This window comes from Raskinella chloraquaticus (SeqCode) (genome assembly GCF_021731865.1).
GTDB lineage: Bacteria > Pseudomonadota > Alphaproteobacteria > Rhizobiales > UBA4765 > Raskinella > Raskinella chloraquaticus.
This window is the reverse complement of sequence record NZ_JAKFWN010000016.1, coordinates 234,965-261,289: the sequence shown is the minus strand read 5'-3', so window position 1 is coordinate 261,289 and position 26,325 is coordinate 234,965. Positions and strand designations below refer to the sequence as shown.

General features: G+C 59.8%; 26 protein-coding genes and 1 tRNA gene. 8 read left to right on the top strand and 19 right to left on the bottom strand.

Annotated features, from left to right (window positions below):
- Positions 1-356 precede the first annotated feature (356 nt).
- The 4 genes from ACINK1_RS06970 (at position 357) to ACINK1_RS06955 (ending at position 3,594) form a co-directional block, all read left to right on the top strand.
- Complete coding sequence (locus tag ACINK1_RS06970) at positions 357-1,481, top strand: amidinotransferase (RefSeq protein WP_376801321.1); 1,125 nt, start codon at positions 357-359, stop codon at positions 1,479-1,481.
- Positions 1,482-1,536: 55 nt separating this feature from the next.
- Positions 1,537-2,229 carry a DUF1684 domain-containing protein gene (locus ACINK1_RS06965; RefSeq protein ID WP_376801322.1) on the top strand — a complete coding sequence of 231 codons (693 nt, stop codon included), beginning with the start codon at positions 1,537-1,539 and terminating at the stop codon, positions 2,227-2,229.
- Positions 2,230-2,417: 188 nt separating this feature from the next.
- Positions 2,418-2,849, top strand: a complete 432-nt coding sequence (locus ACINK1_RS06960) for a c-type cytochrome (RefSeq protein WP_376801323.1) — start codon at positions 2,418-2,420, stop codon at positions 2,847-2,849.
- A 7-nt stretch (positions 2,850-2,856) separates the two neighbouring features.
- Complete coding sequence (locus ACINK1_RS06955) at positions 2,857-3,594, top strand: cytochrome b/b6 domain-containing protein (RefSeq protein ID WP_376801324.1); 738 nt, start codon at positions 2,857-2,859, stop codon at positions 3,592-3,594.
- A gap of 75 nt (positions 3,595-3,669) precedes the next feature.
- Here ACINK1_RS06955 and ACINK1_RS06950 read toward each other — a convergent pair whose 3' ends face one another.
- On the bottom strand, positions 3,670-4,641 hold the full coding sequence (locus ACINK1_RS06950) for a glutathione S-transferase family protein (RefSeq protein ID WP_376801325.1): 972 nt from the start codon (positions 4,639-4,641) through the stop codon (positions 3,670-3,672).
- Positions 4,642-5,105: 464 nt separating this feature from the next.
- On the opposite strand from ACINK1_RS06950, the gene ACINK1_RS06945 reads away from it, so the two are divergent.
- Both ACINK1_RS06945 and ACINK1_RS06940 read left to right on the top strand, forming a co-directional pair.
- Positions 5,106-5,600, top strand: a complete 495-nt coding sequence (locus ACINK1_RS06945; protein ID WP_376801327.1) for a BLUF domain-containing protein — start codon at positions 5,106-5,108, stop codon at positions 5,598-5,600.
- Positions 5,601-6,062: 462 nt separating this feature from the next.
- A complete protein-coding gene (locus tag ACINK1_RS06940; RefSeq protein WP_376801329.1) occupies positions 6,063-7,442 on the top strand; it encodes a nucleobase:cation symporter-2 family protein in 1,380 nt (459 codons plus the stop codon).
- Between the two features lie 26 nt (positions 7,443-7,468).
- On the opposite strand, the gene ACINK1_RS06935 is transcribed toward ACINK1_RS06940, so the two are convergent.
- The 5 genes from ACINK1_RS06935 to ACINK1_RS06915 all read right to left on the bottom strand — a co-directional run bounded on the left by ACINK1_RS06935 (position 7,469) and on the right by ACINK1_RS06915 (position 12,630).
- A complete protein-coding gene (locus tag ACINK1_RS06935; protein WP_376801331.1) occupies positions 7,469-8,125 on the bottom strand; it encodes an ankyrin repeat domain-containing protein in 657 nt (218 codons plus the stop codon).
- Between the two features lie 227 nt (positions 8,126-8,352).
- Positions 8,353-8,428, bottom strand: a tRNA-Lys gene (locus ACINK1_RS06930).
- A 131-nt stretch (positions 8,429-8,559) separates the two neighbouring features.
- A complete protein-coding gene (locus ACINK1_RS06925) occupies positions 8,560-9,474 on the bottom strand; it encodes an ROK family protein (RefSeq protein ID WP_376801332.1) in 915 nt (304 codons plus the stop codon).
- Positions 9,475-9,563: 89 nt separating this feature from the next.
- Positions 9,564-10,811, bottom strand: a complete 1,248-nt coding sequence (locus ACINK1_RS06920; RefSeq protein ID WP_376801333.1) for an SMP-30/gluconolactonase/LRE family protein — start codon at positions 10,809-10,811, stop codon at positions 9,564-9,566.
- Between the two features lie 259 nt (positions 10,812-11,070).
- Positions 11,071-12,630 (bottom strand): 2-isopropylmalate synthase, encoded by a 1,560-nt coding sequence (locus tag ACINK1_RS06915; protein WP_376801335.1) that lies wholly within the window; start codon positions 12,628-12,630, stop codon positions 11,071-11,073.
- A gap of 436 nt (positions 12,631-13,066) precedes the next feature.
- Between ACINK1_RS06915 and ACINK1_RS06910 the strand changes: the two genes are divergently transcribed.
- A complete protein-coding gene (locus tag ACINK1_RS06910) occupies positions 13,067-13,339 on the top strand; it encodes a hypothetical protein (RefSeq protein WP_376804020.1) in 273 nt (90 codons plus the stop codon).
- 63 nt (positions 13,340-13,402) lie between these two features.
- Here ACINK1_RS06910 and ACINK1_RS06905 read toward each other — a convergent pair whose 3' ends face one another.
- The 5 genes from ACINK1_RS06905 to ACINK1_RS06885 form a co-directional block, all read right to left on the bottom strand.
- On the bottom strand, positions 13,403-14,305 hold the full coding sequence (locus tag ACINK1_RS06905; protein ID WP_376801338.1) for a PhzF family phenazine biosynthesis protein: 903 nt from the start codon (positions 14,303-14,305) through the stop codon (positions 13,403-13,405).
- Between the two features lie 128 nt (positions 14,306-14,433).
- Positions 14,434-15,138 (bottom strand): NUDIX domain-containing protein, encoded by a 705-nt coding sequence (locus ACINK1_RS06900; protein WP_376801340.1) that lies wholly within the window; start codon positions 15,136-15,138, stop codon positions 14,434-14,436.
- Between the two features lie 33 nt (positions 15,139-15,171).
- Positions 15,172-16,203 carry an ABC transporter substrate-binding protein gene (locus ACINK1_RS06895; protein ID WP_376801342.1) on the bottom strand — a complete coding sequence of 344 codons (1,032 nt, stop codon included), beginning with the start codon at positions 16,201-16,203 and terminating at the stop codon, positions 15,172-15,174.
- A 60-nt stretch (positions 16,204-16,263) separates the two neighbouring features.
- A complete protein-coding gene (locus ACINK1_RS06890; RefSeq protein WP_376801344.1) occupies positions 16,264-17,055 on the bottom strand; it encodes an ABC transporter permease in 792 nt (263 codons plus the stop codon).
- Positions 17,052-17,912, bottom strand: a complete 861-nt coding sequence (locus tag ACINK1_RS06885) for an ABC transporter ATP-binding protein (RefSeq protein WP_376801346.1) — start codon at positions 17,910-17,912, stop codon at positions 17,052-17,054. The genes ACINK1_RS06890 and ACINK1_RS06885 overlap by 4 nt, the downstream gene beginning before the upstream one ends.
- Positions 17,913-18,089: 177 nt before the next feature.
- Here ACINK1_RS06885 and ACINK1_RS06880 point away from each other — a divergent pair, with 177 nt between their 5' ends.
- Positions 18,090-18,479 carry a PRC-barrel domain-containing protein gene (locus ACINK1_RS06880; RefSeq protein ID WP_376801348.1) on the top strand — a complete coding sequence of 130 codons (390 nt, stop codon included), beginning with the start codon at positions 18,090-18,092 and terminating at the stop codon, positions 18,477-18,479.
- Positions 18,480-18,676: 197 nt separating this feature from the next.
- On the opposite strand, the gene ACINK1_RS06875 is transcribed toward ACINK1_RS06880, so the two are convergent.
- The 8 genes from ACINK1_RS06875 to ACINK1_RS06840 form a co-directional block, all read right to left on the bottom strand.
- Entirely contained in the window at positions 18,677-19,822 is a 1,146-nt protein-coding gene (locus tag ACINK1_RS06875; protein ID WP_376801350.1) for a DUF3095 family protein, read from the bottom strand.
- Positions 19,823-19,837: 15 nt separating this feature from the next.
- Positions 19,838-20,857, bottom strand: coding sequence for a ketol-acid reductoisomerase (ilvC, locus tag ACINK1_RS06870; protein WP_376801352.1), 1,020 nt, complete (start codon positions 20,855-20,857; stop codon positions 19,838-19,840).
- A gap of 202 nt (positions 20,858-21,059) precedes the next feature.
- On the bottom strand, positions 21,060-21,263 hold the full coding sequence (locus tag ACINK1_RS06865; RefSeq protein WP_376801354.1) for a hypothetical protein: 204 nt from the start codon (positions 21,261-21,263) through the stop codon (positions 21,060-21,062).
- A 26-nt stretch (positions 21,264-21,289) separates the two neighbouring features.
- A complete protein-coding gene (locus ACINK1_RS06860; RefSeq protein WP_376801356.1) occupies positions 21,290-21,898 on the bottom strand; it encodes a LysE family translocator in 609 nt (202 codons plus the stop codon).
- Positions 21,898-22,434 carry an acetolactate synthase small subunit gene (gene ilvN, locus ACINK1_RS06855; RefSeq protein ID WP_376801358.1) on the bottom strand — a complete coding sequence of 179 codons (537 nt, stop codon included), beginning with the start codon at positions 22,432-22,434 and terminating at the stop codon, positions 21,898-21,900. Before ilvN ends, ACINK1_RS06860 begins: the two co-directional genes overlap by 1 nt.
- Positions 22,435-22,440: 6 nt before the next feature.
- Entirely contained in the window at positions 22,441-23,418 is a 978-nt protein-coding gene (locus ACINK1_RS06850; protein WP_376801360.1) for a threonine dehydratase, read from the bottom strand.
- A gap of 11 nt (positions 23,419-23,429) precedes the next feature.
- Positions 23,430-25,193 (bottom strand): acetolactate synthase 3 large subunit, encoded by a 1,764-nt coding sequence (locus ACINK1_RS06845; protein ID WP_376801522.1) that lies wholly within the window; start codon positions 25,191-25,193, stop codon positions 23,430-23,432.
- Positions 25,194-25,413: 220 nt separating this feature from the next.
- On the bottom strand, positions 25,414-26,286 hold the full coding sequence (locus tag ACINK1_RS06840; protein WP_376801361.1) for an undecaprenyl-diphosphate phosphatase: 873 nt from the start codon (positions 26,284-26,286) through the stop codon (positions 25,414-25,416).
- Positions 26,287-26,325 lie beyond the last annotated feature (39 nt).

Genomic DNA, 26,325 nt, shown 5'->3' with positions numbered 1-26,325 from the left:
GCCATCCGAAATGCAGCGTGATACCGACAAGCAGCACCAAACCCAGCGCGCCTGCCACAGCAATCAGTCGCATGAACCCTGTCCGTGTCTGAATTTGCGCGCCATTTCAGCGCCGAGGAGCGCAAAACTGCGGCAAGGAAGCCGGCGCGCCTTGTGATCGTTAATGGCGGCGCCGTCAAGCATCGCGACACGCGCACCGCAGTTTGGGATTGCGATCGAGCCTTGAACATATTACCAACCCCCTTCCTCGGTCGCCCTCGGCCGGGTGAGGGGTGCAGCGTCGTCGGGACATTCTTGTCACTGAGACAGCCAGCATGAGGGTGCCAATGAATACGATGCCGCCGAGAGACAATGCCATGACCGAGCACGCGGTCAGCACGACGATCAACGAGATGGCGCCGGGGACGGCGATCGGACCGGTCAGTTCGTTCAATGAGTGGGACCCGCTCGAAGAGGTCATCGTCGGTCGCCTTGAGGGCGCCACCATTCCGTCAAACCACATCACCGTTACATTCAATATCCCGCGCGCGGCGCAACCCTTCTTCCGCTTCGCTGCCGGCTGGCGTTTTCCTGGCTTCATGAAAAAAATCGCGCAGAAGGAGCTTGATGGCTTCATTCGTGTGCTGGAGGTGGAGGGTATCAAGGTCCGGCGCCCCGATATCGTCGACTGGGCGACCAAGTACAAATCGCCGTGGTGGTCCTCGCGCGGCTTCTGCATCGCCTGTCCGCGCGATGGTTTTCTGGTGATCGGCGATGACATCATCGAGACGCCGATGTGCTGGCGCTCACGCTATTTCGAGGGCGAGGCCTATCGCCGCCTGTTCATGGAATACTTCGAAGCTGGCGCCCGCTGGAGTTCGGCTCCCCGTCCGATGCTGAAGGACGATCTTTATAATTACGACTACACCATTCCCGAATATGGCGAGAAGCTGCGCTATACGGTCAATGAGCACGAGCCGGTGTTTGATGCAGCCGATTTCGTGCGGTGTGGGCGCGATCTGTTCGTCACCCCGAGCAATGTGACGAACATGGCCGGGATCAAATGGCTGCAACGCCATTTGGGCGAAACTTACAAAATCCATATCATTGAGAGCCGTTGCCGCCAGCCGATGCATATCGATTCGAGCTTCATGCCGCTGGCGCCTGGCAAGGTCCTGGTCAATCCCGAGTATATCGATGTCGATCGCCTGCCACCCATTCTCAAGAAATGGGATGTGCTGATCGCCCCCAAGCCTGATGAGGTCACGGGCTTCATGTCGAAGATTTCCATGTGCAGCCCGTGGACGAGCATCAACGTCCTGATGCTTGACCACAAGAAGGTGGTGGTCGATGCCTCGCAAAAGACCCTGATCAAGGCGTTCAGGGATTGGGGTTTTGATCCCATCGACATTCCCTTCCTTGCGTATGGGCCATTCGGCGGCGCCTTCCACTGTGCCACCCTTGATGTACGCAGACGCGGCACGCTCCAATCCTATTTCTAGAGCTATCGCAGGGCGGCGGACCACTTGAGCGGCGGTTGAGAACAGAGGTTGATCCTTGAGCACAACAAGCCATCCCGACACCCATCACCGCATGGCCGGCACGGCCCAGGAAGCGCTGCGCGACCAGTTCGTCACGCTTTGGGAGTGGCGGCGTCGAGTAGCCGGCCTTTATGCTGATGTGCGGGCACATGAACATCCAGCGCAGGCGTGGTCCGGGTGGCAGCACGAGCGCGCCGAGCTCTTCCGCAATCATCCTCAAAGCCCGTTGAGCGAAAGCGGCGTTCTGCCAAGCTATTTCGCTTACGATCCGTCCCTTCGCTTCGAAGCAGATTTGACAGCCGCGCCGGCAGACGCTGCCCCGCACTCTTTGCCCGCAGGCAAGGATGGCTCCGTGGCGCTCATCCCCTTCGCCATTACCGGAAACCTCGCAGCCAGGCTCGGCCGCGAGCTGACGCTCTACTGGATCGAAGGTTATGGCGGCGGTGTCTTCCTGCCGTTTCTTGATCGCACCAGCGGCTCATCCACCTATGATGGCGGGCGCTATCTCCTGGATACCATCAAGGGCGCTGATCTCGGGCACAGCAAGGATGGTAAGGTTATTCTTGATTTCAACTTCGCCTATAATCCCTCCTGCGCCTATTCCGATGTCTGGGTTTGTCCGCTCGCTCCGCTGGTGAACCGCCTGCCCGTTGCCATCGAGGCAGGCGAGATGACGCCGCAATTTCTGCCGCGCCCCTTGCGATCATAAGCCACCGCTGCTTGGCCCATCGACGCGTCTCAAACACGTTAAGTTGAACATCCTGCGGGCGCACTCGCATTGGTGCGCGTCTTTGGCCGGTTATCATGAAATAGGCAGTTGTCGCGGGACACGATTTTGTTAAGTTTCAACCGCAAGCGGACCCGCTACGCCACGCCTGCTTCACAAGGGAGACAACTATGCTTCGTATGATTTCGATCGTCTGCGCCCTTCTTCTCGGCGCCTCGTTTGTCTATGCCCAGAGCACGGCCATTGCCGAGCGCAAGGACATCCTCAAAGGCTTCGGCGCTGCCGCCAGAGAGCCCGGCGCGATGTTGAAGGGGGAAGCTGCTTTCGACCTCGCCAAAGTACAGAATTTCCTGAAGGTCTTGCAGGACGGTTCACCGAAACTGAAAGCCCTGTTCCCTGCCGACAGCAAGAGCGGCGGAGAGACCAAGGCGCTTCCGGCCATCTGGGATAACCAGGCCGATTTCTCCGGCCGTTTCGACAAGATGGCGGCTGATGCCAAGGCTGCCGCGGCAGCGATCAAGGACGAGGCAAGCTTCAAGACGGAACTGCCGAAAGTCCTCGGCAATTGCGGCGGCTGCCATCGCCAGTATCGCGCCCAGTAAGCACGTCGTGACAGCGTCATCAGGAACGCTTGATCAGCCCCCGCAGCAGCAGGTCCCGGTCTGGGACCTGCCAACGCGCCTGTTTCACTGGTCGCTGGTTGCCCTCATCCTGTGCGCCTATGTGACAAGCGAATATGCCGAAGCCATTGGCGATCATTTCCTTCTGATCCATCGCCTGAACGGTTTGGCCATTCTGGTCCTTCTCACCTTCCGCGTGCTGTGGGGAGTGCTAGGCGCGCCCACGGCCCGCTTTTCGAGCTTTGTCAGATGGCCGTGGAAGGCGCTCACCTATGCCAGCCATCTGCTGCGCGGTCGTGCGCCTCATTATCTTGGACATAATCCGCTCGGCGCCTGGATGGTCATTGCCCTTTTGCTGGCGGTGGCGGCACAGGCTTTTCTTGGCCTCTTCTCGTCTGATGACACCGGCCTTGCCGCTGGCCCGCTCCACGGGCTGGCGTCGTCCGACACCGTCCAACTGCTCACCCGCTGGCATCATCGCCTGTTCAAGTGGGTCCTTCTGCCGCTGATGGCAATCCACATCCTGGTCAATCTCTTTTACACCCTCATCAAGCGCGACCCGTTGATCCAGGCGATGGTGAGCGGCACCAAGCCGGCGCTGCCCTATGTCGATGCGCCCGCCAACCTGCAAGCCGCCAACGCCGGCCGGCGCGCGCTCGGCTGTCTCGTCGCGGCCATCGTTCTTGTCCTGGGGACAATTTGGGTTCTGTCGGGAAAACTGGTCTGAGGCAGACGCCCGCACCTGATAGATGCTAGGGTCAGGACCCACCCCGCGCGCAATCATCAGCAGCCCCACATCGCCTCACCCGCGCCCATGCGGTGCCAGCAGATCCATATCCGGCCCAGCCGGCACAATGCCCGTCGGATTGATGGTCAGATGGCTCTGGTAGTAATGACACTTGATGTGGTCAAAATCGCAGGTTTCAGCGATACTGGGATGTTGATAAAGATCGCGCAGATAGGCCGAGAGATGGCGATAATCAACAATGCGCCGGCGATTGCATTTGAAATGCCCGACATAGACCGGATCGAAACGGATCAATGTGGTGAAGAGGCGCCAATCCACCTCTGTCAGCTGATCGCCCATCACATAGCGCTGGCGCCCAAGGCGTGTTTCCAGCCAGTCGAGCGTGTCAAAGAGCGGGCCGATCGCCGCGTCATAGGCTGACTGCGTGGTCGCAAAGCCAGCCTTGTAGACGCCGTTATTGACGGTGTCGTAGATGCGCTGGTTGACCTCATCGATGAGCGGACGGAGAGCCTCCGGGTAATACTCTCCGGCTGCTGCCCCAACCTCATCAAAGGCGCTGCCGAACATGCGGATGATTTCAGATGATTCATTATTGACGATGGTCGCAGTCTTCTTGTCCCACAATACCGGCACGGTCACCCGGCCTGAGTACTTGGCGTCGGCCCGCAGATAAACTTCATAAAGCCGCGATGCAGCGTTGACGTCATCGGCGATGACACCCGCCCCAGGCGCAAACGTCCATCCATCCTCGCGCATCAGCCAGTTGACGACCGATAGCGAGATCATACCCTCCAGACGCTTCAACTTGCGGAAGATGAGCGCCCGATGCGCCCACGGGCAGGCCAGGCTGACATAAAGATGGTAGCGCCCCGCTTCGGCCTTGAACCCACCCGAGCCGCTTCCCCCTGGTGCCCCGTCACGTGTCACCCAATGACGAAATTGCGAGGCTTTACGAACAAACGCGCCGTGGCTTGTAACCGTTTCATACCACACATCGCGCCAGCGTCCTTCAACCAACATGCCCATCTTCAGCGCCTCCAGAGCGATTCGTGAAAGCCAGTCAATCCGCCAATCGCAGCCCATTTTTCAGCACGAAAACGAACGCGGACGACGCAGCGTGCGAAGAATTCTGGTGTAAATCCGCGCCCGGGACAATCCGCCGCAGAGCCTTGCCTATCATCGCCGGCAAGGAATGACATTACCAGCATAAATTGTTGAAAACAAACAATAAAATTACCAGAAAAATTGTTGAAGTATTTGATTCGAGATAAAAAATAATAATGAATTATGTATGCCTGCCGGCCTCCATGCATAAATTACATACGTATTTATATGGAGATTACTGGGATGCCAGAACATGAAGATTGAATTAACTTGTATTGTAGGCGCATTCAGCTAAGATAGTTGAAGTGAAATGGGCGTTACTCGTTTCCGGTTCCTGAGTGAGGATTCACCAAAAGCGTGATTAGCTGCTCACTGCGGAGGCCTTGATGATATCGACGTTGATATACTCCAGCACGAGTTGCCTTGTCGGCGATGCCTTCCAGTTCGACCGCGAAATGGAAAAAATCCGCCACGTCGCGGCGCAGCGCAACGAAGAACATGGCATCACCGGGTTTCTGTTCTACTTTGATAACCGCTTTGTGCAGATCCTCGAAGGTGAGTTCGAGGCCGTGACGCACATTTACAGCCGTATTCGGCACGATGAGCGGCATAAAGGCGCGCGCATTATCTGGTTTTCAGAAATCGAAGGGCGTGATTTCAGCAAATGGTCGATGGAATGTTCGATGAATTTCATCGAGCGCAACCATTCCGAATTGAGCGTCAAGCTGAAATTCATCAATCGATTTATTTCTGATACCTCGCAGCAGCCGATCATGCTGCGCGACCTGCTGGTGTCGGTTGCCCTTGAAATGCAGCGCCGCCAGGATTTTCCTAAGCCGCAACTGGTTCCGCTGGCAGCCAATCGTAATACGTCGCGATAAAACCAGGCGGCAGTCGTAATCGCATCAGCATCCGCGCGAGCGGATGTTTTTTTGTGGCACCCACCTCAACCAGGCGAATGTGCCTGCTGTTCCTATTGGCTAGTCCCTTGTCAGGGCAAGCTCTGCGCATTGGCCCTCGACAGCCGGTCACAGGTGGCCGCACGACGACAGCCCGCTGAGCCTCATAACCAACGACACCAAAACACGCCTCGCGCCAGGCCCTGCAGCCCCCATCGTCGCCCCGCTGTCACTGTGGGTCTTGGCCACCCAAGGAAGACCTGATGGCCGACACAGCTGCGCGTACGAGGATCGCGCACAGCCCGGGCGATCTGCATCGTCGGTTTAAGACACGAATGCCAGAAGCATCGTTGCGCAAGCCCGTCATTGTCCTAGAATATGCAATGGGGCGGCGATGACTTCGCCATGTCCTCGATCCTCATAGGCAATCGTGCGAGGCAGGGAATGATGACGACTGCGGCAAGCCCACCCCATCCGGTCGATGACATTCTGCCACTCCCCAAGCTTGCCATGCTCGGCCTCCAGCACGTTCTGGTCATGTATGCCGGCGCGGTCGCTGTTCCGCTCATCATCGGCCGCGCCTTGAAGCTGTCGCCCGAGCAGGTGGCCTTCCTGGTCAATGCCGACCTTTTCTGCTGCGGCATCGTCACTCTCATCCAGTCGCTCGGCATGGGGCGACACATCGGCATCCGCCTGCCGGTGATGATGGGGGTCACCTTTGCTGCCGTCAGCCCGATGATGGCAATGGCCGGCGATCCCGAGCTTGGCGCGCGCGGTATCTTCGGCGCGGTCATTGCAGCGGGCATCTTCACGATGCTCGTCGCGCCCTTCATCGGCAGACTCCTGCCGCTCTTTCCGCCCATCGTCACCGGCACCATCATTCTCATGATCGGCATCTCGCTGATGCGCGTTGGCGTCAACTGGGCAGCCGGCGCACCGGCCTCGTCACTCCCGGGATATGGCGATCTCACCCACCTCGCCATGGCGGCTTTTGTCATGATGGTGATCTTGCTGATCACGCGCTGCGCACGCGGCTTCCTGAGCAATGTGTCCGTGCTCGTCGGCATCGTCATCGGCTGCGCCGTTGCTTTCGGCATTGGCAAGATGAGTTTTGCGAAAGTCGCCACTGCCGACTGGTTCGGCCTGATCTATCCCTTCGCTTTCGGCGTGCCGAAATTCGATCTTATCGCCGCGCTCACCATGTCGCTGGTCATGATCGTGGTCATGATTGAGTCATCGGGCATGTTCCTGGCGCTCGGCGATATCACCGGCCGAGCGGTGAAGCGTGATGACCTGACGCGTGGTTTGCGGGTTGACGGGCTTGGGACCCTTATCGGCGGCTTGTTCAACACCTTCCCCTACACGTCGTTTTCGCAAAACGTCGGGCTGGTAGGTGTCACCGGTATCCGCAGCCGCTATGTCTGCGCGGCAGGTGGCCTGCTGATGATCCTCATGGGGCTGGTGCCGAAACTGGGCGCACTCGTTGAATCGGTGCCACTCTTCGTGCTGGGAGGTGCTGGCATCGTCATGTTCGGAATGGTGGCGGCAACCGGCATCCGTATCCTGTCAGCCGTCGATTACACCGCCAACCGCCATAACCTCTACATCCTCGCCGTGTCGACGGGGTTTGGCCTGATCCCGCTGGTCGCTCCCGACTTCTTCAGGAACATGCCCAAGGAACTCGCGCCGCTCCTGCATTCGGGCATCCTGCTATCGGCGATTTCAGCGCTTGCCCTCAACCTGTTTTTCAATGGCTGGCGAGCGGGCGATGAAGCAGAAGAGGAGATGAAGCATGCAGCCGCCCAGTCCGAGGGCGGACATTAAAGGCTGGCGCCCGCGCGCGCGCCTGATCATTTCTCCAGCACCACAACGATCTCGGCAAAGCCAAGGTGCTTTGCGTGTTCCAGGGGCGTCACGCCATTACGATCGCCCAGCGATCTGTTCGCACCTGCCTTGACCAGATGCTCGACCGTACGGCGATGACGCGCACCACCATTTCCCAGAATGACCGCCTCAATCAGCGCCGTCCATCCGAGATTGTTGACGTGATCCAACGGCGCGCCGGCTGCGATCAGGAGGCGCACCACCTCGTCATGCCCAAGGTGAGCAGCTGCAATCAACGCCGTGCCGCGATAGGGGCTTGTGACATTGGTGGCGCGATTGCCAAGCGCAAGTGCCGTCGTGAGCGTCTCGACATCGTCAGCCACTGCAGCAATCGTCACCGCATCATAGGCCTGGGCTTCAAGCGCGTTGGCATCAGCACCATGGCGAACCAATATCGTCATCGTCTGGGCCTGACGCCGGTAGGCCGCAACATGAAAAGGGGTGCGCCCCTTGGCATCGCGCGCATTGACATCGGCGCCGGTGGCAAGTGCCGATTGAAGCATCCTGATGTCGCCACCAGCCGCAGCCTTGTGAAGACCATCATAGGCTGCCAATTCGCTTGGCGTTGGCGGGATCTGGGCATTGGCGTGCGAGAGCAGTGTCACGAGGACCAAACCGCTCATTGCCACAAGAGTTCGCATGTTCATGTGAGTATGGCTGCCCCCATCTGAGCCGGGCGCACCCTCAACCTGCCCGGACCGTCAGCTTATCATCGATTGCACCGGGCAAGCCACTGACAACCGCCGCGAGATCAGGCAACGATCGGGGCAATCAGCTCACTCCAAGTCCAGAACCTCGTCGCGCGCTGCGTCAACGGAGTCTATCGCCCTGCCTGCAACCTTGGAAAAACTGGTGGGCGATGTAGGGCTCGAACCTACGACCCGGTGATTAAGAGTCACCTGCTCTACCAACTGAGCTAATCGCCCCCAACAAAAGCGGCCAGTAATGACAGGCCGCCCGTCAAGGAGGGAGGTCGATAACAGAAGGCGTCTGCTCTGTCGAGGGGTGTGATCGCACCGCACAAACGCAGCTGACGCCCTGCGCTGCGGAAATATCTCTAACTGACGTTACCCGGCCACAGCCACGCAGCCCCACGTACCCCGCTTGCGTCTCCATGCACGGGTGGAACGATGGGCGTCCAGCATTCATCGGAAAAGACATAGGGCTTCATCAAGGACGGCACGTCCTCATAGAGCCGCTGCACCTTGCCCATGCCACCTCCCAGCACGATGACATCGGGATCCAGCACATTGACAATATGGGCAAGCGCGCGCGCCAGCCGGTCCGTATATCGCAGGTAGCTTGCAACCGCCTGCGCTTCACCCTCCTCCATGGCTGCAATCACCTCAGCGGGCAAAAGTCTGACCCCGCTATGGCGCCAATGGTCATCGGCAAAGGCTGGTCCCGACACCCAGGCTTCGATACAGCCGCGCTTGCCGCAATAACAGGCCGGCTTCTCATCAAGTTCGCCATGGCTCACCCATGGCAGCGGATTATGGCCCCATTCACCCGAGATACGCTGAAAGCCGGCAAGTGTGCGCCCGCCAACGCTGATGCCGCTGCCAGCGCCCGTCCCCAGGATGACACCGAAAACGACATCCTTGCCGGCACCCGCGCCGTCGGTGGCCTCCGAGCGCACGAAGCATTTGGCGTCGTTATCAAGGCGCACCTGGCGTTGCAGAGCGGCGGCAAGATCCACATCGAAGGCATGGCCGATCAGCTCGGTCGTATTGGCATTCTTGACGAGGCCGGTCGCAGGCGAAATGGCGCCGGGAATGCCGACGCCCACTTGCGCCGGGCCACCACCTCCAGCATCCTGTTCAAGCCTGCCAACCAGCGCAGCGATGGCCGCGATAATCGCCTCATAACTGCCGCGCGGCGTCGTGACACGTTCACGCGCAAGCACGCCGCCGGCCGGTGACAAGGCGATGCCTTCGATCTTTGTCCCGCCAAGATCAATCCCGATCCGCATCGCTACCAAGCCTGTTCGCCACCTTGGTCAACAACAACCACGGCACAAGCCTGCTAACCAAGCCGCTGCATCCTTGTCCAGCGCCGATATCATCCCGGCGCTGCACCCTGGGTGGCGGTATAGACGGCATAGAGCGACTGGCTCGCCGCCATGAACAGGCGGTTGCGCTTCGGCCCGCCGAAGCACACATTGCCGCAGATTTCCGGCAGGCGGATGCGCCCCAGAAGCTTGCCCTCCGGGCTCCACACTGTCACACCGGAATAGCCAACCGCGCGCCCGGCATTGCTCGAGCACCACAGATTGCCTTCGACATCAGCGCGCACCCCGTCGGGGCCGCATTTGACGCCGTCGATCATAAAGTCCGAAAAGAGTTTCTGGTTCGACAGCTTGTTGTCGCTGCCGACATCGAAGACATGCATGTCCCCCTTGCCGCCCGGCCCGCTATCGCCTGGCCCCTTGCCGGTACTGGCAACGTAGAGCTTCTTGAAATCGGGTGAAAAGCACAGGCCGTTGGGGTCTGGCACTTGCGCCTCGCTGATCACCATGTCGACCCGGCCCGACGGATCAATACGGTAGCAATTGGTAGGCAATTCGCGCCTGGCAGGGCCGATCTCGGCTGCCTGGCCAAGACGGTTTTTCAAACGCCCATTGCTGTTGCTCGGACCGCCCGCCGCATCCGGCGCACCCTCATAGAGCTGCCCGCCATAAGGCGGATCGGTGAACCAATAGCTGCCATCGGGATGGGGCACCACATCGTTGGGTGAATTAAGCCGCTTGCCGTTGAAACTGTCAGCCAGCACCGTCACCGACCCGTCCAGTTCGTAGCGCACAACGCGTCGGGTCAGATGCTCGCACGATAATTGCCGGCCCTGGAAATCGAAGGAATTGCCATTGCTGTTATTGGACGGAAGGCGAAATACGCTGACCCGGCCATTATCCTCGATCCATCGCATCTGCCGGTTATTGGGAATGTCGCTCCACACCAGATAACGCCCCTGCGCATTCCATGCCGGTCCTTCCGCCCATAATGCACCTGTCCATAAGCGCTGGATCGGCGCGTTGGGCTGCGCCAGCCCGTTGAAGGACGGATCAACGGCAATGACATCGGGGTCCCAGAAATAGGTCGTCGGCGCGCCATTGGGGCTGAAATCACGCGGCGGACTGGTGATCGTGCTGGGCGGCCCGGGCGGTGTCTGCGCCTGCAGGCCGCTCACACCAAGAGCAACCAACCCGGCTCCAGCCCCGACAGCCTTGAGCGCCGAGCGCCGCGAGTGGATTGTATCTGCGGCGGACGGCTTATCAGTGAATTTCGCATTATTTTCTGTTCTTTTTGTCATCTGATCCTCCCGGGTTCGACCAATGGGCGAAACGCCTTGGCCTGGTGGCAAGTTCACTTGCCGAGCCCCGATGCGGCCCCGCGCGCAGCTTGGCACGAACGCAGGAGCAGATGGAGAAGCAGCGCTGACCTATCTGGCGCATGGCAGCGCTGCGCCGGTAACAATGAGGGAAGGTCAGCAGCAGCGTGTCAGCGCACAGCCGCAACGGCATGAACCGGCTCCCGAGCAGAGCCAGGTCATGCCGCGTTTTTTCTGCGACCTATTCTGCCGCAGTGGCGTGCAGCCGGTCGCGTTTCTGCATCAGCTTGTTGAGGGCGCCAAGATAGGCTTTCGCGGATGCCACCAGCGTGTCGGGGTGCGCGGCCTTCGCGGTTACCGCTTTGCCGGCCTCGGCAAGCCGCACCGACACTTCGGCTTGCGCGTCCGTTCCCTCCGTCACCGCATGCACCTGATAAAGCTCCAGCATCGCCTCATGCGGGACGATCGCCTTGATCGCGTTGAAACAGGCATCAACCGGACCATTGCCCTGCGACTGAACGGTTTTGTGGACCCCGTCAATTTCAAGCGTCAGCGTCGCTACCTGCGGCCCCAGCGTTCCAGCCACCACCAGCAGCGACAGCACCTTCATGCGGTCGGTGGCGGTAGCGATCTTCTCATCGACGAGCGCTTCGATATCCTCGTCGTAAACGTGCTTTTTCTGGTCAGCCAGCGCCTTGAAGCGGTTGAAGGCGTCCTCGAATTCGTTGTCGGACAGCTCATAGCCAAGCCCCTTCAGCTTGTCGCGGAAGGCGTTGCGACCGGAATGCTTGCCCATCACCAGCGACGTCTTGGCTACACCCACCGTTTCAGGGGTCATGATCTCATAGGTTTGCGTGTGCTTCAGCATGCCGTCCTGATGGATACCGCTTTCATGGGCAAACGCGTTGCGGCCGACGATCGCCTTGTTGTACTGCACGGGAAACGACGTGACGGCGGACACCAGCTTGGAAGCGCGTGTCAACATCTCGCTCCTGATCCCTGTTTCAAAAGGGAAAATGTCGCCACGTACTTTCAACGCCATTACCACTTCTTCAAGCGCTGCATTACCTGCCCGCTCGCCGATGCCGTTGATGGTGCATTCAATCTGCCGCGCCCCTCCTTCGAGACCCGCGACCGAATTGGCCACCGCCATGCCCAGATCATTGTGGCAATGGACGGAGAAGACAGCCTTGTCAGCGTTGGGCACGCGTTCGCGCACCATCCGGAAAAGCGCGCGGTATTCGTCCGGCGCCGTGTAGCCAACGGTATCGGGAATATTGATGGTCGTGGCGCCCGCTTTGATGGCAGCTTCCACGCACCGGCACAGGAAATCGTGCTCGGTACGGGTACCATCCTCTGCCGACCATTCAACATCGGCCACCAGATTGCGGGCGCGAGTGACGGACGCAATCACCATTTCCAGCACTTCGTCCGGCTCTTTCTGAAGTTTGTATTTCATATGCACCGGCGAGGTGGAGAGGAAGGTGTGAATGCGCGGGCGCCTTGCCTTGCGCACCGCCTCGCCCGCCCGCTCGATATCCTTGACGCCGGCACGCGCGAGCCCCGCAACAACCGCGTTCTTGACCCGCGAGGCAATCATCGACACCGCCTCGAAATCACCATTCGAGGCGATCGGAAATCCTGCTTCGATGATATCAACCCCCATCTCGTCGAGGAGATCGGCGACCTGGAGCTTTTCCTCCAGTGTCATGGTCGCGCCGGGGCACTGCTCGCCATCGCGCAAAGTGGTGTCGAAAATGACAACGCGGTCTTTGCTGTTCACAGATTTAGATGCGGACATGATCTGATCCTTCGCCATGGGCGCTGACCCTGTCGGTCGCGCCCCTTGTTCAACTGCATGGATGAAACTGACTACGCGGGGTTTGGCCAGGTGCTCCCCTGAGAGCCCAGGCAACAGCCCGGACGGCCCTCAGGGGCTGATAAGGCGAAGGAGGGCAAGAAGCGAGGGGCGCGCCGCGCGCGAGGCAATGCTGCGCTGTGGGGCGAAGGCCCCTTCCCGCTGCGCTGTCTGGTATGCCGCCCAAATCAATCGACTGCTCCGTGCCCGGAAAAAACCGGGGAACTCCAATCCTCGTTTCTTTTGGTAAACGAGACGTGAAGCGCTGGCAAGACAGCCTCAGGGCAAATTACCGACACCCGCCCTTGCCTCACCCCATCGATTTTCGCATTCTCTGTCAATCGGGCTTGGTTATTCACGAACAGCAGGGACGGTTGTTATGCGTGTTTGGTTGATCGCGGCTTTACTTCCTGCCTTCGCGACGCTGTCGCTGCTGGGCGCGACGCGCGCATCTGCTGACAATTGCAGCGAACGGGCGGAGCGTATGCGAGCTGCGATCCAGATTGACGTGCGCAAGCGCCAGATCGCCGAGGGCGTGGCCAAAGACCTTCTGCCCCAGGTTGAAAAGGCCGAAGCCTTGTGCAAGGGCGGCAAGGTCAGCGATGGTGAGAAGGCACTTGACGCCATTACCAGAAAGTTCGGCTATCGTTAGCGCATGCTGCGGAAAAGTGACCACCGGTTTTTCGTTGTAGCAGCGACGACGCCGTCCCGGGCATCAGCACCACAGCGTCCCTTCGCTGAAGCGCACGGCGTAGCCGCCGATGCGCGCCCCCGTCAGGCGCCCCGCTGCAATCTCCACCTCAAGAGTGATGAGGCTTGCCCGCCCCATCTCGATTCCCTGTTCGATGGGCACAACATGACGGCCATCGGTGAGACCGTCGAAACGCACCACAACGCCAGCGAACGCCGCCGCAGCTGATCCTGTCGCCGGATCCTCGGCGATGCCGCCGAACGGGAAGAACATCCTCCCGCGATAGGCATGCTCGGTCGGCATGTCGAGCGGCGTATAGATATAGGCGCCGTCGCGGCCAAAAGCCTCCAGCCAGTTACCACTGACCGCATGCGCCCGATGCAGCGCGTCACGGTCGCGCACGGGGACAAAGGTGTAGGGAACGCCCGCCGTGTAACAGGTCGGCTTATGGTTGGCAGCGCCAATATCGGAGGGCAGGAGCCCAAGGGCAGCCGCCAGCTTCTCGCGCGAGGGCGGCTTGCCATTTTCATGCGGCAGCGCGGGAACATCGAATTCGCCATAGCTGGCCTTGCCCGGTTCAGTGCGTACCGCGCAGCGCACCGGGCCGACCTCTTCCTCAAGGACCAGGAGCGAATTATTGGCCTGGTCAGTCCCGAATTTGAGCTCGGCGAGGCAAATGGCGGTGCCAACCGTCGGATGACCAGCGAAAGGCAATTCGCGCACCGGGGTGAAAATGCGGATGCGCGCTGTATGCGTCGGGCTGCGCGCTGCCATGACGAAGACCGTTTCCGGCAGGCTGAACTCGCGGGCAATCGCCTGCATCTTTGCCGCATCGATGCCGTCAGCATCGAGGACAATCGCCAGCGGATTTCCCGTCAGGCCTTTTTGCGTAAAGACATCAAAAGTGTGAAAGGCATATCGTTTCATGAATGGTCCGTTGCGGCTTGCCACGCGGCTCGGTTCTGACACACCTTTCGGCTATAGCTGTCGACAGCGCAAGTGAACAGACGGAACAGAACAGACCGAACATGATCAGGCGGCGATGACACCCCGTCTCAAGCCGGCAGAACCGCCTCAAGATAAGGCATCAGAAAGGGCGGCATGTCGAGCCCGACACAATCGCGTCTGGTCGAGACAAGGCGCACGGCGTCGAGCTCCGGCTTCTCCTGCGTCGCCAAATGCGATTCGATACTGGCAAGCAGGGCTTCTGCCGAGCGGCGCAGAACGATCTCGCGAAACATGGCAAGCCGCCCGCGCGTGAAGACGAGGGTCCAGGTGGGCGCCACCATGCGACGCAGCACTTTAAGGCCGATCTCTTCAACCAGCTCGCGCGACATGTTGCCGGCAAGATCGATGCGTCCATCGTCAAGAACGTCGATACTGTCGATGGATCCCGCCGGCATGTACCAGCTGCCGGCATTCACCGTCCACGGCGCCATCCTCCCCAGCAGGATACCGCCGCCAACCGGTCGCACCACCGGCATGGCAAAGGCATTGTAGCCCGGGCTGGAATAGCCGTGAGCGCGCCAGTGCAGATATGCGGCATACGTCGTTTCATGACAGGCGCCGTGCAAAATGCCGTCGGCGAGTTGCCATTTGTCGAGAATATAGAACGGGCCATTGAAAAGATCGGGATTCGTCGCCTGCTCCTGCGCAAAGAAGGCAGCAATCTCCTCCTCGTGGTCCTGCGCATGTTGCCATTCGCCGGTGACCACAACGAGTTCGACCTGATGGGCAGGCGCTACAAGATTATCTGTCAATAAGACATTTGCTCCTCAGGCGCCTGTGCGTCCTCACAATTTGACGATACCGGGCGCTTTTTCGATGAACGTGGAATCAAACGTACGCTTCAGATCGAAGCTCGCAGCTTTCAGTTCTTTATCGAACGGAACCAGCATATCACGCGCTGATGCCATTCCGGCTTCGGACACTATGCCGCTGCGAGAATACATTGAGAGCGATTTGCGCACGGCTTCGAGGTAAAGCTCCTTGTCACCCAGATAGAACTCTTCAGGTACTGTTGCTGAAACTGCGTCCGGCGTCGCTTTCTCCAGCCATTTCAATGCTTTATAAAACGCATTGACGATTGCCTGCGTGGTGTTGGGATTCTTCTGCGCAAAGTCCTGGCGAAGATAGACGACAGCTGCAGGATTGGCGCCACCGAAAATGGCGCGCGTTCCTTCTTCCGACCTGGTGTCGGCAAGGACGCTGATGGCCTTGTCAAGTTCAAGCCGGGTGATGACCGGCTCAAGGTGCGAAATCGCATCGATGCCGCCCTGCCTCATCGCAGCCACTGCGGAGGCTCCTCCGCCGACCCCGATAAAGGAGACGTCTTCCGGCTGCACGCCATCGCGGGCAAGCAGGAAATTGGCAAAGAAATTTGTTGACGATCCGGGCGCTGTGACGCCGATCTTCATCCCCTTGAGATCACCGGGCTTTTTCACCTTGTCGGCAAGACTGGCGCGGACCGCCAGCACGATGCCCGGGAAGCGCCCGAGTTCGGTTACGGCACGAATATCCTGCCCGCGCGCCTGCATGCGGATCGTGTGCTCATAAGCACCCGTCACGACATCAACCGATCCACCAACAAGCGCTTGCAGGGATTGCGAGCCGCCGCCGAAATCGTTGATCTCGACGTTAAGCCCCTGTTCCTTGAAATATCCCCGCCGCTCGGCAATCGTCAGCGGCAGGTAATAGAGCAGCGCCTTGCCGCCGACGCCAAGTTTGACGTCCTTGCGCTCCAGCGTCCCTTGCGCCCGCACGATAAACGGCGCAGCCAACGCGCCAATTCCGCCTATTACAACCGCACGACGATCAAACGACATAGTCATCTCCCTTTTCCAATGGTTCCGTTTGTCCGGAACTCATGCAAAAAACATAACCCCTCAGGCAGTCGTCGCCGCCTGCGGCCGCCAGACCAGCAGCCGCTCCTCGACCCATCCGACGAGAGCGTCGATGATGAGTACGACGATTGCAAGCACCACCATCCCGGCAAAAACACCTGTGACATCGAAAACCGATTCGGCCTGATGAATGCGGTAACCGAGCCCGGCGGCCGAACCGAGATATTCGCCAACCACGGCACCCACCAGCGCAAAGCCGACCGATGTGTGCAGGGATGAAAACATCCACGACAGCGCCGAGGGAAGATAGACGTGACGAAACAGCTCGCGCTCCTTCATCCCTAGCATCCGCGCATTGGCAAGAATAGTCGGGCTGACTTCGCGCACCCCCTGATAAACATTGAAAAACACGATGAAAAACACCAGCGTCACGCCGAGCGCCACCTTCGACCAGATGCCAAGGCCAAGCCACAGCGCAAAGATCGGCGCCAGAACCACACGCGGCATGGCGTTGAACGCCTTGAGATAGGGGTCACACACGGCGGAGGCGAAGGGATGGCGTGCCAGTGCAAAGCCACACAATATCCCGAGCACCGACCCGATGACGAAGGCGAGCGCCGTTTCGGTCAGCGTGATGCCCAGATCACTCCAGAAGCGCGGCAGCTGGACATCACGCACCACGCGAAGCGCAACATCCAGCGGCTTGGAAAAAAAGAAAGGCTGAAGCACGCCGGTCGCCGTCAGAACATGCCAGCCACCGAGCACAAGGGCCAGTACGCCCAGACGCCAGGCGGTGAGACCCAGGCCAAGACGTCGTTCGCCGTTCCGCTTCATGCTTTCGCCTCGTTGGCCTGCGCGTATCCCTTCAACACTTCCTCCTTCAGCACCTGCCAGATCGCCCGGTGCGTTTCGACGAAGGCTGGTTGCAAACGCACCTCGTGAGCATCACGCGGACGCGCCAGATCGATTGGAAAATCGCCGATGATGCTGGCGTTCGGCCCGGCCGACATGATGACGACACGGTCGGCAAGAGCAATCGCCTCCTCCAGATCATGGGTAACGAACAACACGGCTTTACGATCAGCCTGCCACAGACCCAGCAGCAGATCACCCATGATGGCACGTGTCTGGGCATCAAGGGGCCCGAAGGGTTCATCCATCAGCAACATGCGCGGATCGCGCGCCAGCACCTGCGCCAGACCGACGCGTTTTCTCTGTCCCCCCGACAATTGATGCGGATAGCGTTGGAGAAAGGCGCCAAGCCCCACTTTGCCAAGCCATGAGCGGGCGCGCTCCGTTGCCTCGTCCCTCGGCAGACCTTGAACTTCAAGGCCGACGGCAACATTGGCCAGCGCCGTCTTCCACGGCATCAAGGCTTCCGCCTGAAACAGATAGCCTGCCTGTCCATTGATGCCGCTGAGCCGATCACCATGGATGAGACATGTGCCTGATGACGGCGCGACGAGCCCGGCCACAACGTTAAGCAGGGTCGACTTACCGCAGCCCGTCGGCCCGACGAGCGCAACAAATTCACCCTCCGCGATGGCAAGCGTCGTCGGCGCCACCGCCTCGTAAAACGAACCATCAGCAAGGTGATAGGTAATCGCGACATCGTGCAGCAAGGCGACTGTTTGCTCGCTCTGGCCGACCAAACTCGTCGGAATACCACGAGCGCGCTCGAGCGTGGTCATTTTGCGTCTCCCCGGGGCTTTGAATTTGCCCGAGAACGATGCCGGACACCAACCGTTTTTTTTGCGCAGCCTGCATGTCGATGTCGCAGCACGAGGAATACGCGATTTCGGCAGCATATCCGTGGAACTTCTGGCTGAACGGCGCGTTTCATTAGCCTCACACAAAGGGAGACTGAAATGCGATATTTGAAATCTTCTGTTCTTATACTGGCGCTCGCAGCTGCATCAGCGGCGTTCGCGGCAGGAACCTTGCCGGTCATTCCCACCGACAGCGTGACCGTGACCATGTATTACAAGCAGACGGTCTACGATCAGGCCGACAAGAAGCTTGGCGATGTCGATGATGTTCTCATCAATCGCAGCGGCCAGATCACCGGCTTCATCGTCGGCGTCGGCGGCTTCGTTGGTGTCGGCGAAAAGGACGTGGCTGTTCCCTTCTCCGCCATTTCCGTCACCACCAAGGACGGCAAGCACTATCTGTCGATGACGGAATCGAAGGAAAGCCTCACCAGCGCGGTCGGCTACAAGTACGACCGCAATCTGATGACATGGGTTGCCGCCAAGTAATCTGAGATCGACTGGGAGAAGCGCTCACAGGTGCTTCTCTCCGTTTTCAACTCCGGCAATCTGCAAATTCCGACCACTCAGGAGCTTGTCATGGGTCTTGGTAAAGGCGCACTTCTCTGGCTTCTTGGCATCCCGCTGCCTATTATCGTCCTACTCGTCCTGTTCTGGCATAATTGACACGGCAGGCAGATGCAGGATCAGGTGTGTTTGTCCTTCATCACCTGCGCTGCCATGGCGTAACCGCCATCCGCGCCGTCGATGAAATGGGCATGATCAGCCTCATCAATTGACGGCACAAGGCAGGTCATGATTGCCGCCGTCTGACGATGGCTGCCAAAGCGCACCACCCCTTCCGCCTCCGCAGTTGTCAGCATGGCATCAAGTGCGTCGGCAACCGCCGGCGAACAATCGATCGTCATGCGCAGACCATCTTCAAATTTTGCCGTATCGGCATTGGCCACCAGTTCGCGGCGGTAGCGGGCGGGGTCGAACGAGCCCGCCACAATACCGGTGCGGAACAGAGCAAATGATACAAAATGCGCATAGACGCGCTCAATAACACTCCGCCACAGGCTCGTGCCGGGGCGCCGCAACGCGCGCGCTTCAAACATGAGGCCGCGCAGCGGCAGCGGCAGGTGCAACCGTTCATTGGACAGCGGCTCTCCTGCATCGCCTTCGCCCCGCAGCAGCGCGAAAAGGCGCGATAGCAGGTGATTGAAAGCGCTGATCGTGCGACCCGGCAGCACAATCAGCGACAGGACCACACCGTGCTCCGCCGGCATGGGATGCCAGCGGCACGTCAATCCCTCAAGATCAGGCTTGATGCCCGGCAGCGAGGCTTGGAGGCAGCCGATATCCGCTTTCATGCGCTCGACTGCATAGGACACGCCGCCGCCGGCAAACATCGCATAATCGATATGGGTCGAGCGGGCAAAGCGGGCAAGGCGGACATCATGGCCAGCCTCCCGGATCGTTGCCATCGTCATCACCGATACGCGCAATTGCAGGCCAAGCGCATCGCGGGCAAAAGCCGCCGTGTCGCTGAGCGCCTGCTCCAGCACGACACGCTGGTCGCCGGGAAGGGCGAGCGCCGCCCCATCGCCGCCGAAAACATAGGGAAAGCGATAATTGCCAAGACGATTGGCAAGGGCCGGGATCATCGCCGCGCCAGCCAGATTGACACTCTTGTATTGGCCGCTGGCAATCGCTCTGGTCGAAGACACGACATCGCTCACCCCCACCACCCAATCATCTGGCAAAGGCCGATAAAGGCTGGCGTCGGTCACATCCTCGAAGCGCTCGAAGCGTGGCACGGTCGCATAGAATTCATCGACCGTGACCACGCCCCGCTCCGTTTCTTAGTTGCGAGCCTTGTCGACGAGGGCCTTCGCCTTGATCCACGGCATCATGCCGCGCAGCTTTTCGCCGACCTCTTCGATCGAGTGGGCGGCTGCCTTGGCGCGCATCGCCTTGAAGGAGGTCTGGTTGACCTTGTTCTCCAGCATCCAGTCACGGGTGAAACGACCGCCCTGGATGTCATCGAGCACACGCTTCATCTCGGCTTTGGTTTCAGCCGTGATGATACGCGGGCCGGTGACATATTCGCCATATTCGGCCGTGTTCGAAATCGAATAATTCATATTGGCGATACCACCCTCATAGATGAGATCGACAATGAGCTTTACCTCATGCAGGCATTCGAAATAGGCCATTTCCGGGGCATAACCAGCCTCAACCAGCGTCTCGAAACCGGCGCGGATGAGTTCGACAAGGCCGCCGCACAACACCACCTGCTCGCCGAAAAGGTCGGTTTCGCATTCCTCGCGGAAGCTCGTCTCGATGATGCCGGCGCGCCCGCCGCCAATGGCCGACGCATAGGACAGGCCAAGATCATGCGTGTTGCCGGAGGCATCCTTGTGGATCGCCACCAGACACGGCACACCGCCGCCGCGCTGATATTCCGAGCGTACCGTATGGCCCGGGCCCTTCGGCGCGATCATCAGCACGTCGAGATCAGCGCGCGGGTCGATCAGATTGAAGTGGATGTTGAGGCCATGGGCAAACAACAGCGCCGCGCCCTGCTTCATGTTGGCATGCAGATCATTACGGTAGATGTCGGCCTGCAATTCATCAGGCGTCAGCATCATCATCACATCCGCCCATTTGGCGGCATCCGCCGGCGTCATCACCTTGAAGCCTTCGGCATCCGCCTTCTTGGCGCTGGCCGACCCGGCACGCAACGCCACCGCGACATCCTTGACGCCTGAATCGCGCAGATTGAGCGCATGGGCATGGCCCTGGCTCCCGTAGCCGACGATGCAGACTTTCTTACCCTTGATGAGATTGAGATCGGCGTCGCGATCATAATAGACACGCATGGGACATTTCCTCTTGGCGCTTAGTTGAACCTGTGAAGCGGCATGGAGAATTTCCCCACTCGAACCGCAGCCGGTGCCGCTTCTAGAGCATGTTGGGCAAAAGTGGAAACCGGTTTTACGCAACCACGAACGATGAAACCTTACCCCTACCCGATGATTGCCGCAGTGAAAAACGTAAAGGCAACCGATGTCATCTCCCTGATCAGATGGCGCTGCGAGCATAAAATTTGAGCGCCGCGGCAGTCAGCAATAAAAGCACGGCGGCAACCGTCCACGGCTCGCGCACCCGCGTCGAGCTTTCGGTGAAGGCCGGACGACCGCTACTGCCCGGCCGCCAGCGCCGCCACAGACCGATCGCATAGGCAAGCGTGCCTGCAATGCCGCAGGCAATCGCAAGGCTCGTCATCTGGTGTGCATCCATCGTCGTGCCCTTCAGTGAAAAGCCGAGACGAATGTCGGAATGAGCGAGACAATCAGCAGCAGGGCCATCGCCACATTGAAGCCTCGCACCAGGCGCTCATTGCCAAGAAAGCGCTTCAATCCGACACCGCTGACCGTCCAGAACACCGAACTGGGCAGGCCGACCAGCCCATAGATCAGGGCGACCATGAAAACACTCGTCGTAAAGGCGTCCGGCACCGTGTAGGTCGCAATCGCCGCGACCGACATCGTCCACGCTTTGGGATTGACCCATTGAAAGGCCGCCGCCTGCAGGAAGCTCATCGGCTTGCCTTCACCCGTAATCGGCCCGACCGAACCACCGGCGTTGAAAAGCTTCCACGCCAGCCACAGGAGATAGGCCGTGCCCAGCCATTTCAAGACCACATAGACCATTGGCGAGCGCTCGAACACCTGGCCGAAGCCAAGGCCTACCAGCACTACCATGATGATGAAACCGACCTTGATACCGAAAATATGCGGAAGCGTCGGCCGCCAGCCGTAATTGACGCCAGAGGCCAGCAGCATGATGTTGTTTGGACCCGGCGTGATCGAACTCACGAAGGCAAACAGAACAAAGGCTGCAAGCAGCGATCCGCTCATCATGTCGAGGCTGTCCCGCGCTGCATGGCGGCAACCCCCGTGCGTGCCACTTCAACCAGCCCGCAAGGCTGGATCATGTCGATGAAACGGTCGATATCTTCCGTTACTCCGGTGATCTCGAAGACAAAACTTTCGAGCGTTGCGTCAACCGCGCGCGCGCCGAAGGCCTGCGCCAGCCGCATCGCCTCCACCCGCAGCTCGCCCTTGCCCACCACCTTGACCATGGCGAGTTCGCGCTCGATCGACGGGCCGGAGACGGTCAGATCGGTCACCCGGTGGACCGGCACGAGGCGCGACAATTGCGCCTTGATCTGGTCGATCTTCTGGGCGGTTCCCGAGGTGATCACCGTGATGCGCGAGACATGCGCCTCATGGCTCGTTTCCGAGACCGTGAGGCTGTCGATATTGTAGCCGCGCGCCGCAAACATGCCAACGATGCGGGCAAGAACCCCCGGCTCGTTATCGACAAGCACCGACAGAGTGTGGCGCTGGATCGGCTCATCAGGGCGGGCGGCAGGGTAATGGCTGGTGGACATGGTCGCTTACCTTGGTTGAGAAGGGCTGGCGCCGGTAAGGACCCAGCGCTGGAAGAGATCAAGATCAATGTTGCCGCCGCACAGGATGACAGCGATACGCTTTCCCCGATTGACGTCTTTTTCCTGCACAGCAGCAGCAAGCGGCGCAGCGCCGGCCCCTTCCGCGAGATTATGTGTATCGGTCCAGTAGGCACGGACCGCCTGCGCGATCTCGTCATCACTGACCAGAACGATATGCGAGGCGCCGCGCCGGATGATTGCCAGCGCCTCGGCGTCCGGCACCCGCGTTGCCATGCCATCGGCATGGGTGATGCTGGAATTGGTGCTCACCACATGGCCCGCCTCAAACGACAGCTTGTAGGCCGGCGCCTGCGTCGACTGAACGCCGATAATCTCCGTCTTCAACCCCAGAAGATCGCGCGCCAGAATGCAGCCACAGATCCCCGAGCCAAGTCCGATGGGAACGTAGAGCCGTTCAAGCCCCGGCTCAGCACGGAGCAGCTCGAGCGCGTATGTCGCAACCCCCATCACCAGATCGCGGTGGAACGACGGGACCATCTCCAGCCCGCGCATCACTGCCAGCCTTTCAGCCGTCTCCCGCGCCTCCTGGAAATCGCCGCCCTCTTCGATGAGTTCGGCGCCGAAGGCGCGCATCGCCGCATTCTTTTCCGTCGAATTGCCATGCGGCACGACGATGGTCACCTCCACACCATACTGGCGCCCGGCGAAAGCAAGGCTCTGGCCGTGATTGCCGCGCGTTGCCGAAATGATACCGGCGACATGGGGCCGCTCGCGCTTCAGCCTCTCCAGATAGACGAGCCCTCCGCGCACCTTGAAGGCGCCGGTGGGCGTATGGTTCTCGTGCTTGACGATCACTTGCGTCCCAAGTCGCTCCGCCAGCAAGGGCCAGGCAAAATGGGGCGTTGCGGGCATGGCTGCCTCGACGGTGCGATGAGCTGACTCGAGTTCCGCAAGGGTGAACATTGGGGGCTCACTCACACCAATTGCCGGCCCTTGGCATCGATGACGCCACCGATATCGCTGCCGGCCTCCTCGTTGAGGATCATCTCGTTATGCGCCTTGCCCGACGGGATCATCGGAAAACAATTGGCCATCTTGTCCACCAGACAGTCGAAGATGACGGGGCCGGGATAAGCGATCATCTCGTTGATCGCCGCGTCGAGTTTCTCCGGGTCCGAGCAGCGTATGCCCTTGGCATGGTAGGCTTCCGCCAGCTTGACGAAATCCGGCAGCGCTTCGCTGTAGCTTTCCGAATAGCGCGACCCATGCAGCAATTCCTGCCATTGCCGCACCATGCCCATATACTGATTGTTGAGGATGAAGATCTTGACCGGCAAACGATACTGCGCCGCCGTCGACATCTCCTGCATGTTCATCAGGATCGAGGCCTCTCCCGCAATGTCGATGACAAGCGCTTTCGGGTGCGCCATCTGCACCCCGATCGCCGCCGGCAAGCCATAGCCCATGGTGCCAAGCCCGCCCGAGGTCATCCAGCGGTTCGGCTCCTCGAAATGGAAATATTGCGCCGCCCACATCTGGTGTTGGCCAACTTCAGTGGTGATGTAGGTGTCATGCTTTTTGGTGAGCGCATAAAGCCGCTCAATGGCATATTGCGGCATGATGACATCGCTTTTGCGGCGATAGCTGAGGCAATCACGCTGGCGCCAGCCCTTGATCGCCGCCCACCAGTTTTTCAGAGCCGCCTTGTCTGCCTGCAGCTTGCGCTTCTTCCAGCCAGCCAGCAGCTTTTCCAGCACCACGCCGACATCGCCGATGATCGGCACATCCGCCTTCACGTTCTTGTTGATGGAGGCCGGATCGATATCGACATGGATCTTTTTCGAGCCGGGCGAAAATGCATCGAGCCTGCCGGTGATGCGGTCATCAAAGCGTGCGCCAAGCGCGATCATGACATCGCAATCATGCATCGCCATATTGGCCTCATACGTCCCGTGCATGCCAAGCATGCCGAGATTTTGCGTATCCGAATGTGGATAGGCGCCAAGCCCCATCAGCGTCTGGGTGATCGGAAAGCCGGTGAGGCGCACGAGCTTGCGCAAATTCGCCGCTGCTTGCGGACCGGCATTGATGATGCCGCCGCCCGTATAGAAAATCGGCCGCCTGGCGGCTGCCATGAGATCGAGCGCCCGCGCGATCGCCTGATCCTCGGGGTCGCGCTTGGGACGATAGGTCTTGTGCGGCACATCCTTGTAGTTTTTGTAAACACCAAGCGCGAACTGCACATTCTTCGGAATGTCGATGACAACCGGCCCCGGCCGGCCCGTAGCGGCGACGGTGAACGCCTCATGGAGGATGCGCGGCAGATCGGCGACATCCTTTACCAGATAATTGTGCTTGGTGGCCGGCCGTGTGATGCCGACCGTATCGCATTCCTGGAACGCATCGGTGCCGATGAGATGGGTTGGCACCTGACCGGTGATGACGACGAGCGGGATTGAATCCATCAGCGCATCGACAAGCCCGGTCACCGCGTTCGTCGCCCCTGGCCCGGACGTGACAAGTACCACGCCGACCTTGCCCGACGAGCGCGCATAGCCTTCCGCCGCATGCACCGCGCCCTGCTCGTGGCGCACCAGGATGTGGCGGACGCTGTTGTGCTGGAAAAGCGCGTCATAGATCGGCAGCACCGCGCCGCCGGGATAGCCGAAAATCTCGGTGACGCCCTGATCCTTCAGCGCCTCGATCACCATTTCGGCGCCGCTCATCTCCTTGGCCATCTCAATTTCCCTCATCAGCAGATCGGCAGAACGATTTAAGGCAACAAAAAAGGCCCCCGAGGGAGCCCTGATTTGCGCGCCAGCCTTCGTAACGATTTCTCGTCACGTTGCAGCGCGCCACCTTACAATAAGTTGCATAGACATTTGGAAAGGTCCGTTGTTGACAGCGTGAGGCTAGACGAGAGGCTGGCGGGCGTCAAGCTGGATATGGCGTCCAAGCCTACCCCAACCACCCCCAATATACCCCCGCCAGCAGCAGCGTCCCCATGCCCGCCCGGTAGATGACGAAGGGCCAGGAGGAAAAGCGCTCGACGATGGCCATCAGCAGATAGATCGCCGCATAGGCGGCGATGCTGGCGACGATGAGCCCAACCAGCAGCACCGACCAGCCCTCGATGCTCAGACCGGCGCGAGCGAGAACCCATAATTCCTTCACCCCCGCCAGCGTGATCGCCGGCAGCCCAAGGAGGAAGGAGAAGCGCGCCGCTTCCTCGCGTTTGAAGCCGAGAAACATCGCCGCCGTCAGCGTCGAGCCCGAGCGCGAGACGCCGGGGATGAGCGCGCCTGCCTGCGCCAGACCAATCAGCAGATGATCACGCAGCGTCGAGTTCTCGACGACACGGACATGCTTGGCGCCGATCTCGGCCGCCGCCAGCAGCAGTGCCATGACGATCGAGGCCGTACCGATCACCTCAAGGCTTCTCAACGGTGAATTGCACTGGTTGAGTACGCCAGACAACGCCAGACCGAAGACAACGACAGGGACGGTGGCAAGCGTCACACCCAGCGCGAAGCGAAAATTGGCGTCCTTGAAATCACGTTTCGCCACGGCGAGCATGGCGCCTGCGCTCACCCCCACCACATCGCGCCAGAAATACGAGATGACAGCGCCAAGGGCCGCAAGCTGCATGGCAGCCGAAAAGGCAGAACCCGGATCCTGCCAGCCAAGAAATGCCGGAACGATCCGCATATGGGCGGTGGAAGAAATCGGCAGCAATTCCGTGATGCCCTGCACCACGCCCAGCACCGCCACCTTGCCATAGCCAAGTGCGACAAATCCGGTATCGACGCCCGCGGTACAAGCTCCAGCCATGGTCTTGTCTTTCCAGAATCATGTCATCCGTGATGCTCC

Bases quoted from the DNA above. Each gene is read 5' to 3' on its own strand.
- ACINK1_RS06860 (WP_376801356.1), bottom strand. From the start codon at position 21,898: ATGAGCGGATCGCTGCTTGCAGCCTTTGTTCTGTTTGCCTTCGTGAGT.
- ACINK1_RS06960 (WP_376801323.1), top strand. From the start codon at position 2,418: ATGCTTCGTATGATTTCGATCGTCTGCGCCCTTCTTCTCGGCGCCTCG.
- ACINK1_RS06910 (WP_376804020.1), top strand. From the start codon at position 13,067: ATGCGTGTTTGGTTGATCGCGGCTTTACTTCCTGCCTTCGCGACGCTG.
- ACINK1_RS06850 (WP_376801360.1), bottom strand. From the start codon at position 23,418: ATGTTCACCCTTGCGGAACTCGAGTCAGCTCATCGCACCGTCGAGGCA.
- ACINK1_RS06935 (WP_376801331.1), bottom strand. From the start codon at position 8,125: ATGAGCGGTTTGGTCCTCGTGACACTGCTCTCGCACGCCAATGCCCAG.
- ACINK1_RS06940 (WP_376801329.1), top strand. From the start codon at position 6,063: ATGATGACGACTGCGGCAAGCCCACCCCATCCGGTCGATGACATTCTG.
- ilvC (WP_376801352.1), bottom strand. From the start codon at position 20,857: ATGCGTGTCTATTATGATCGCGACGCCGATCTCAATCTCATCAAGGGT.
- ACINK1_RS06950 (WP_376801325.1), bottom strand. From the start codon at position 4,641: ATGGGCATGTTGGTTGAAGGACGCTGGCGCGATGTGTGGTATGAAACG.
- ACINK1_RS06865 (WP_376801354.1), bottom strand. From the start codon at position 21,263: ATGACGAGCCTTGCGATTGCCTGCGGCATTGCAGGCACGCTTGCCTAT.
- ACINK1_RS06895 (WP_376801342.1), bottom strand. From the start codon at position 16,203: ATGTCGTTTGATCGTCGTGCGGTTGTAATAGGCGGAATTGGCGCGTTG.
- ACINK1_RS06845 (WP_376801522.1), bottom strand. From the start codon at position 25,193: ATGGCCAAGGAGATGAGCGGCGCCGAAATGGTGATCGAGGCGCTGAAG.
- ACINK1_RS06880 (WP_376801348.1), top strand. From the start codon at position 18,090: ATGCGATATTTGAAATCTTCTGTTCTTATACTGGCGCTCGCAGCTGCA.
- ACINK1_RS06920 (WP_376801333.1), bottom strand. From the start codon at position 10,811: ATGACAAAAAGAACAGAAAATAATGCGAAATTCACTGATAAGCCGTCC.
- ACINK1_RS06840 (WP_376801361.1), bottom strand. From the start codon at position 26,286: ATGGCTGGAGCTTGTACCGCGGGCGTCGATACCGGATTTGTCGCACTT.
- ACINK1_RS06925 (WP_376801332.1), bottom strand. From the start codon at position 9,474: ATGCGGATCGGGATTGATCTTGGCGGGACAAAGATCGAAGGCATCGCC.
- ACINK1_RS06945 (WP_376801327.1), top strand. From the start codon at position 5,106: ATGATATCGACGTTGATATACTCCAGCACGAGTTGCCTTGTCGGCGAT.
- ACINK1_RS06885 (WP_376801346.1), bottom strand. From the start codon at position 17,912: ATGACCACGCTCGAGCGCGCTCGTGGTATTCCGACGAGTTTGGTCGGC.
- ACINK1_RS06890 (WP_376801344.1), bottom strand. From the start codon at position 17,055: ATGAAGCGGAACGGCGAACGACGTCTTGGCCTGGGTCTCACCGCCTGG.
- ACINK1_RS06905 (WP_376801338.1), bottom strand. From the start codon at position 14,305: ATGAAACGATATGCCTTTCACACTTTTGATGTCTTTACGCAAAAAGGC.
- ilvN (WP_376801358.1), bottom strand. From the start codon at position 22,434: ATGTCCACCAGCCATTACCCTGCCGCCCGCCCTGATGAGCCGATCCAG.
- ACINK1_RS06970 (WP_376801321.1), top strand. From the start codon at position 357: ATGACCGAGCACGCGGTCAGCACGACGATCAACGAGATGGCGCCGGGG.
- ACINK1_RS06915 (WP_376801335.1), bottom strand. From the start codon at position 12,630: ATGTCCGCATCTAAATCTGTGAACAGCAAAGACCGCGTTGTCATTTTC.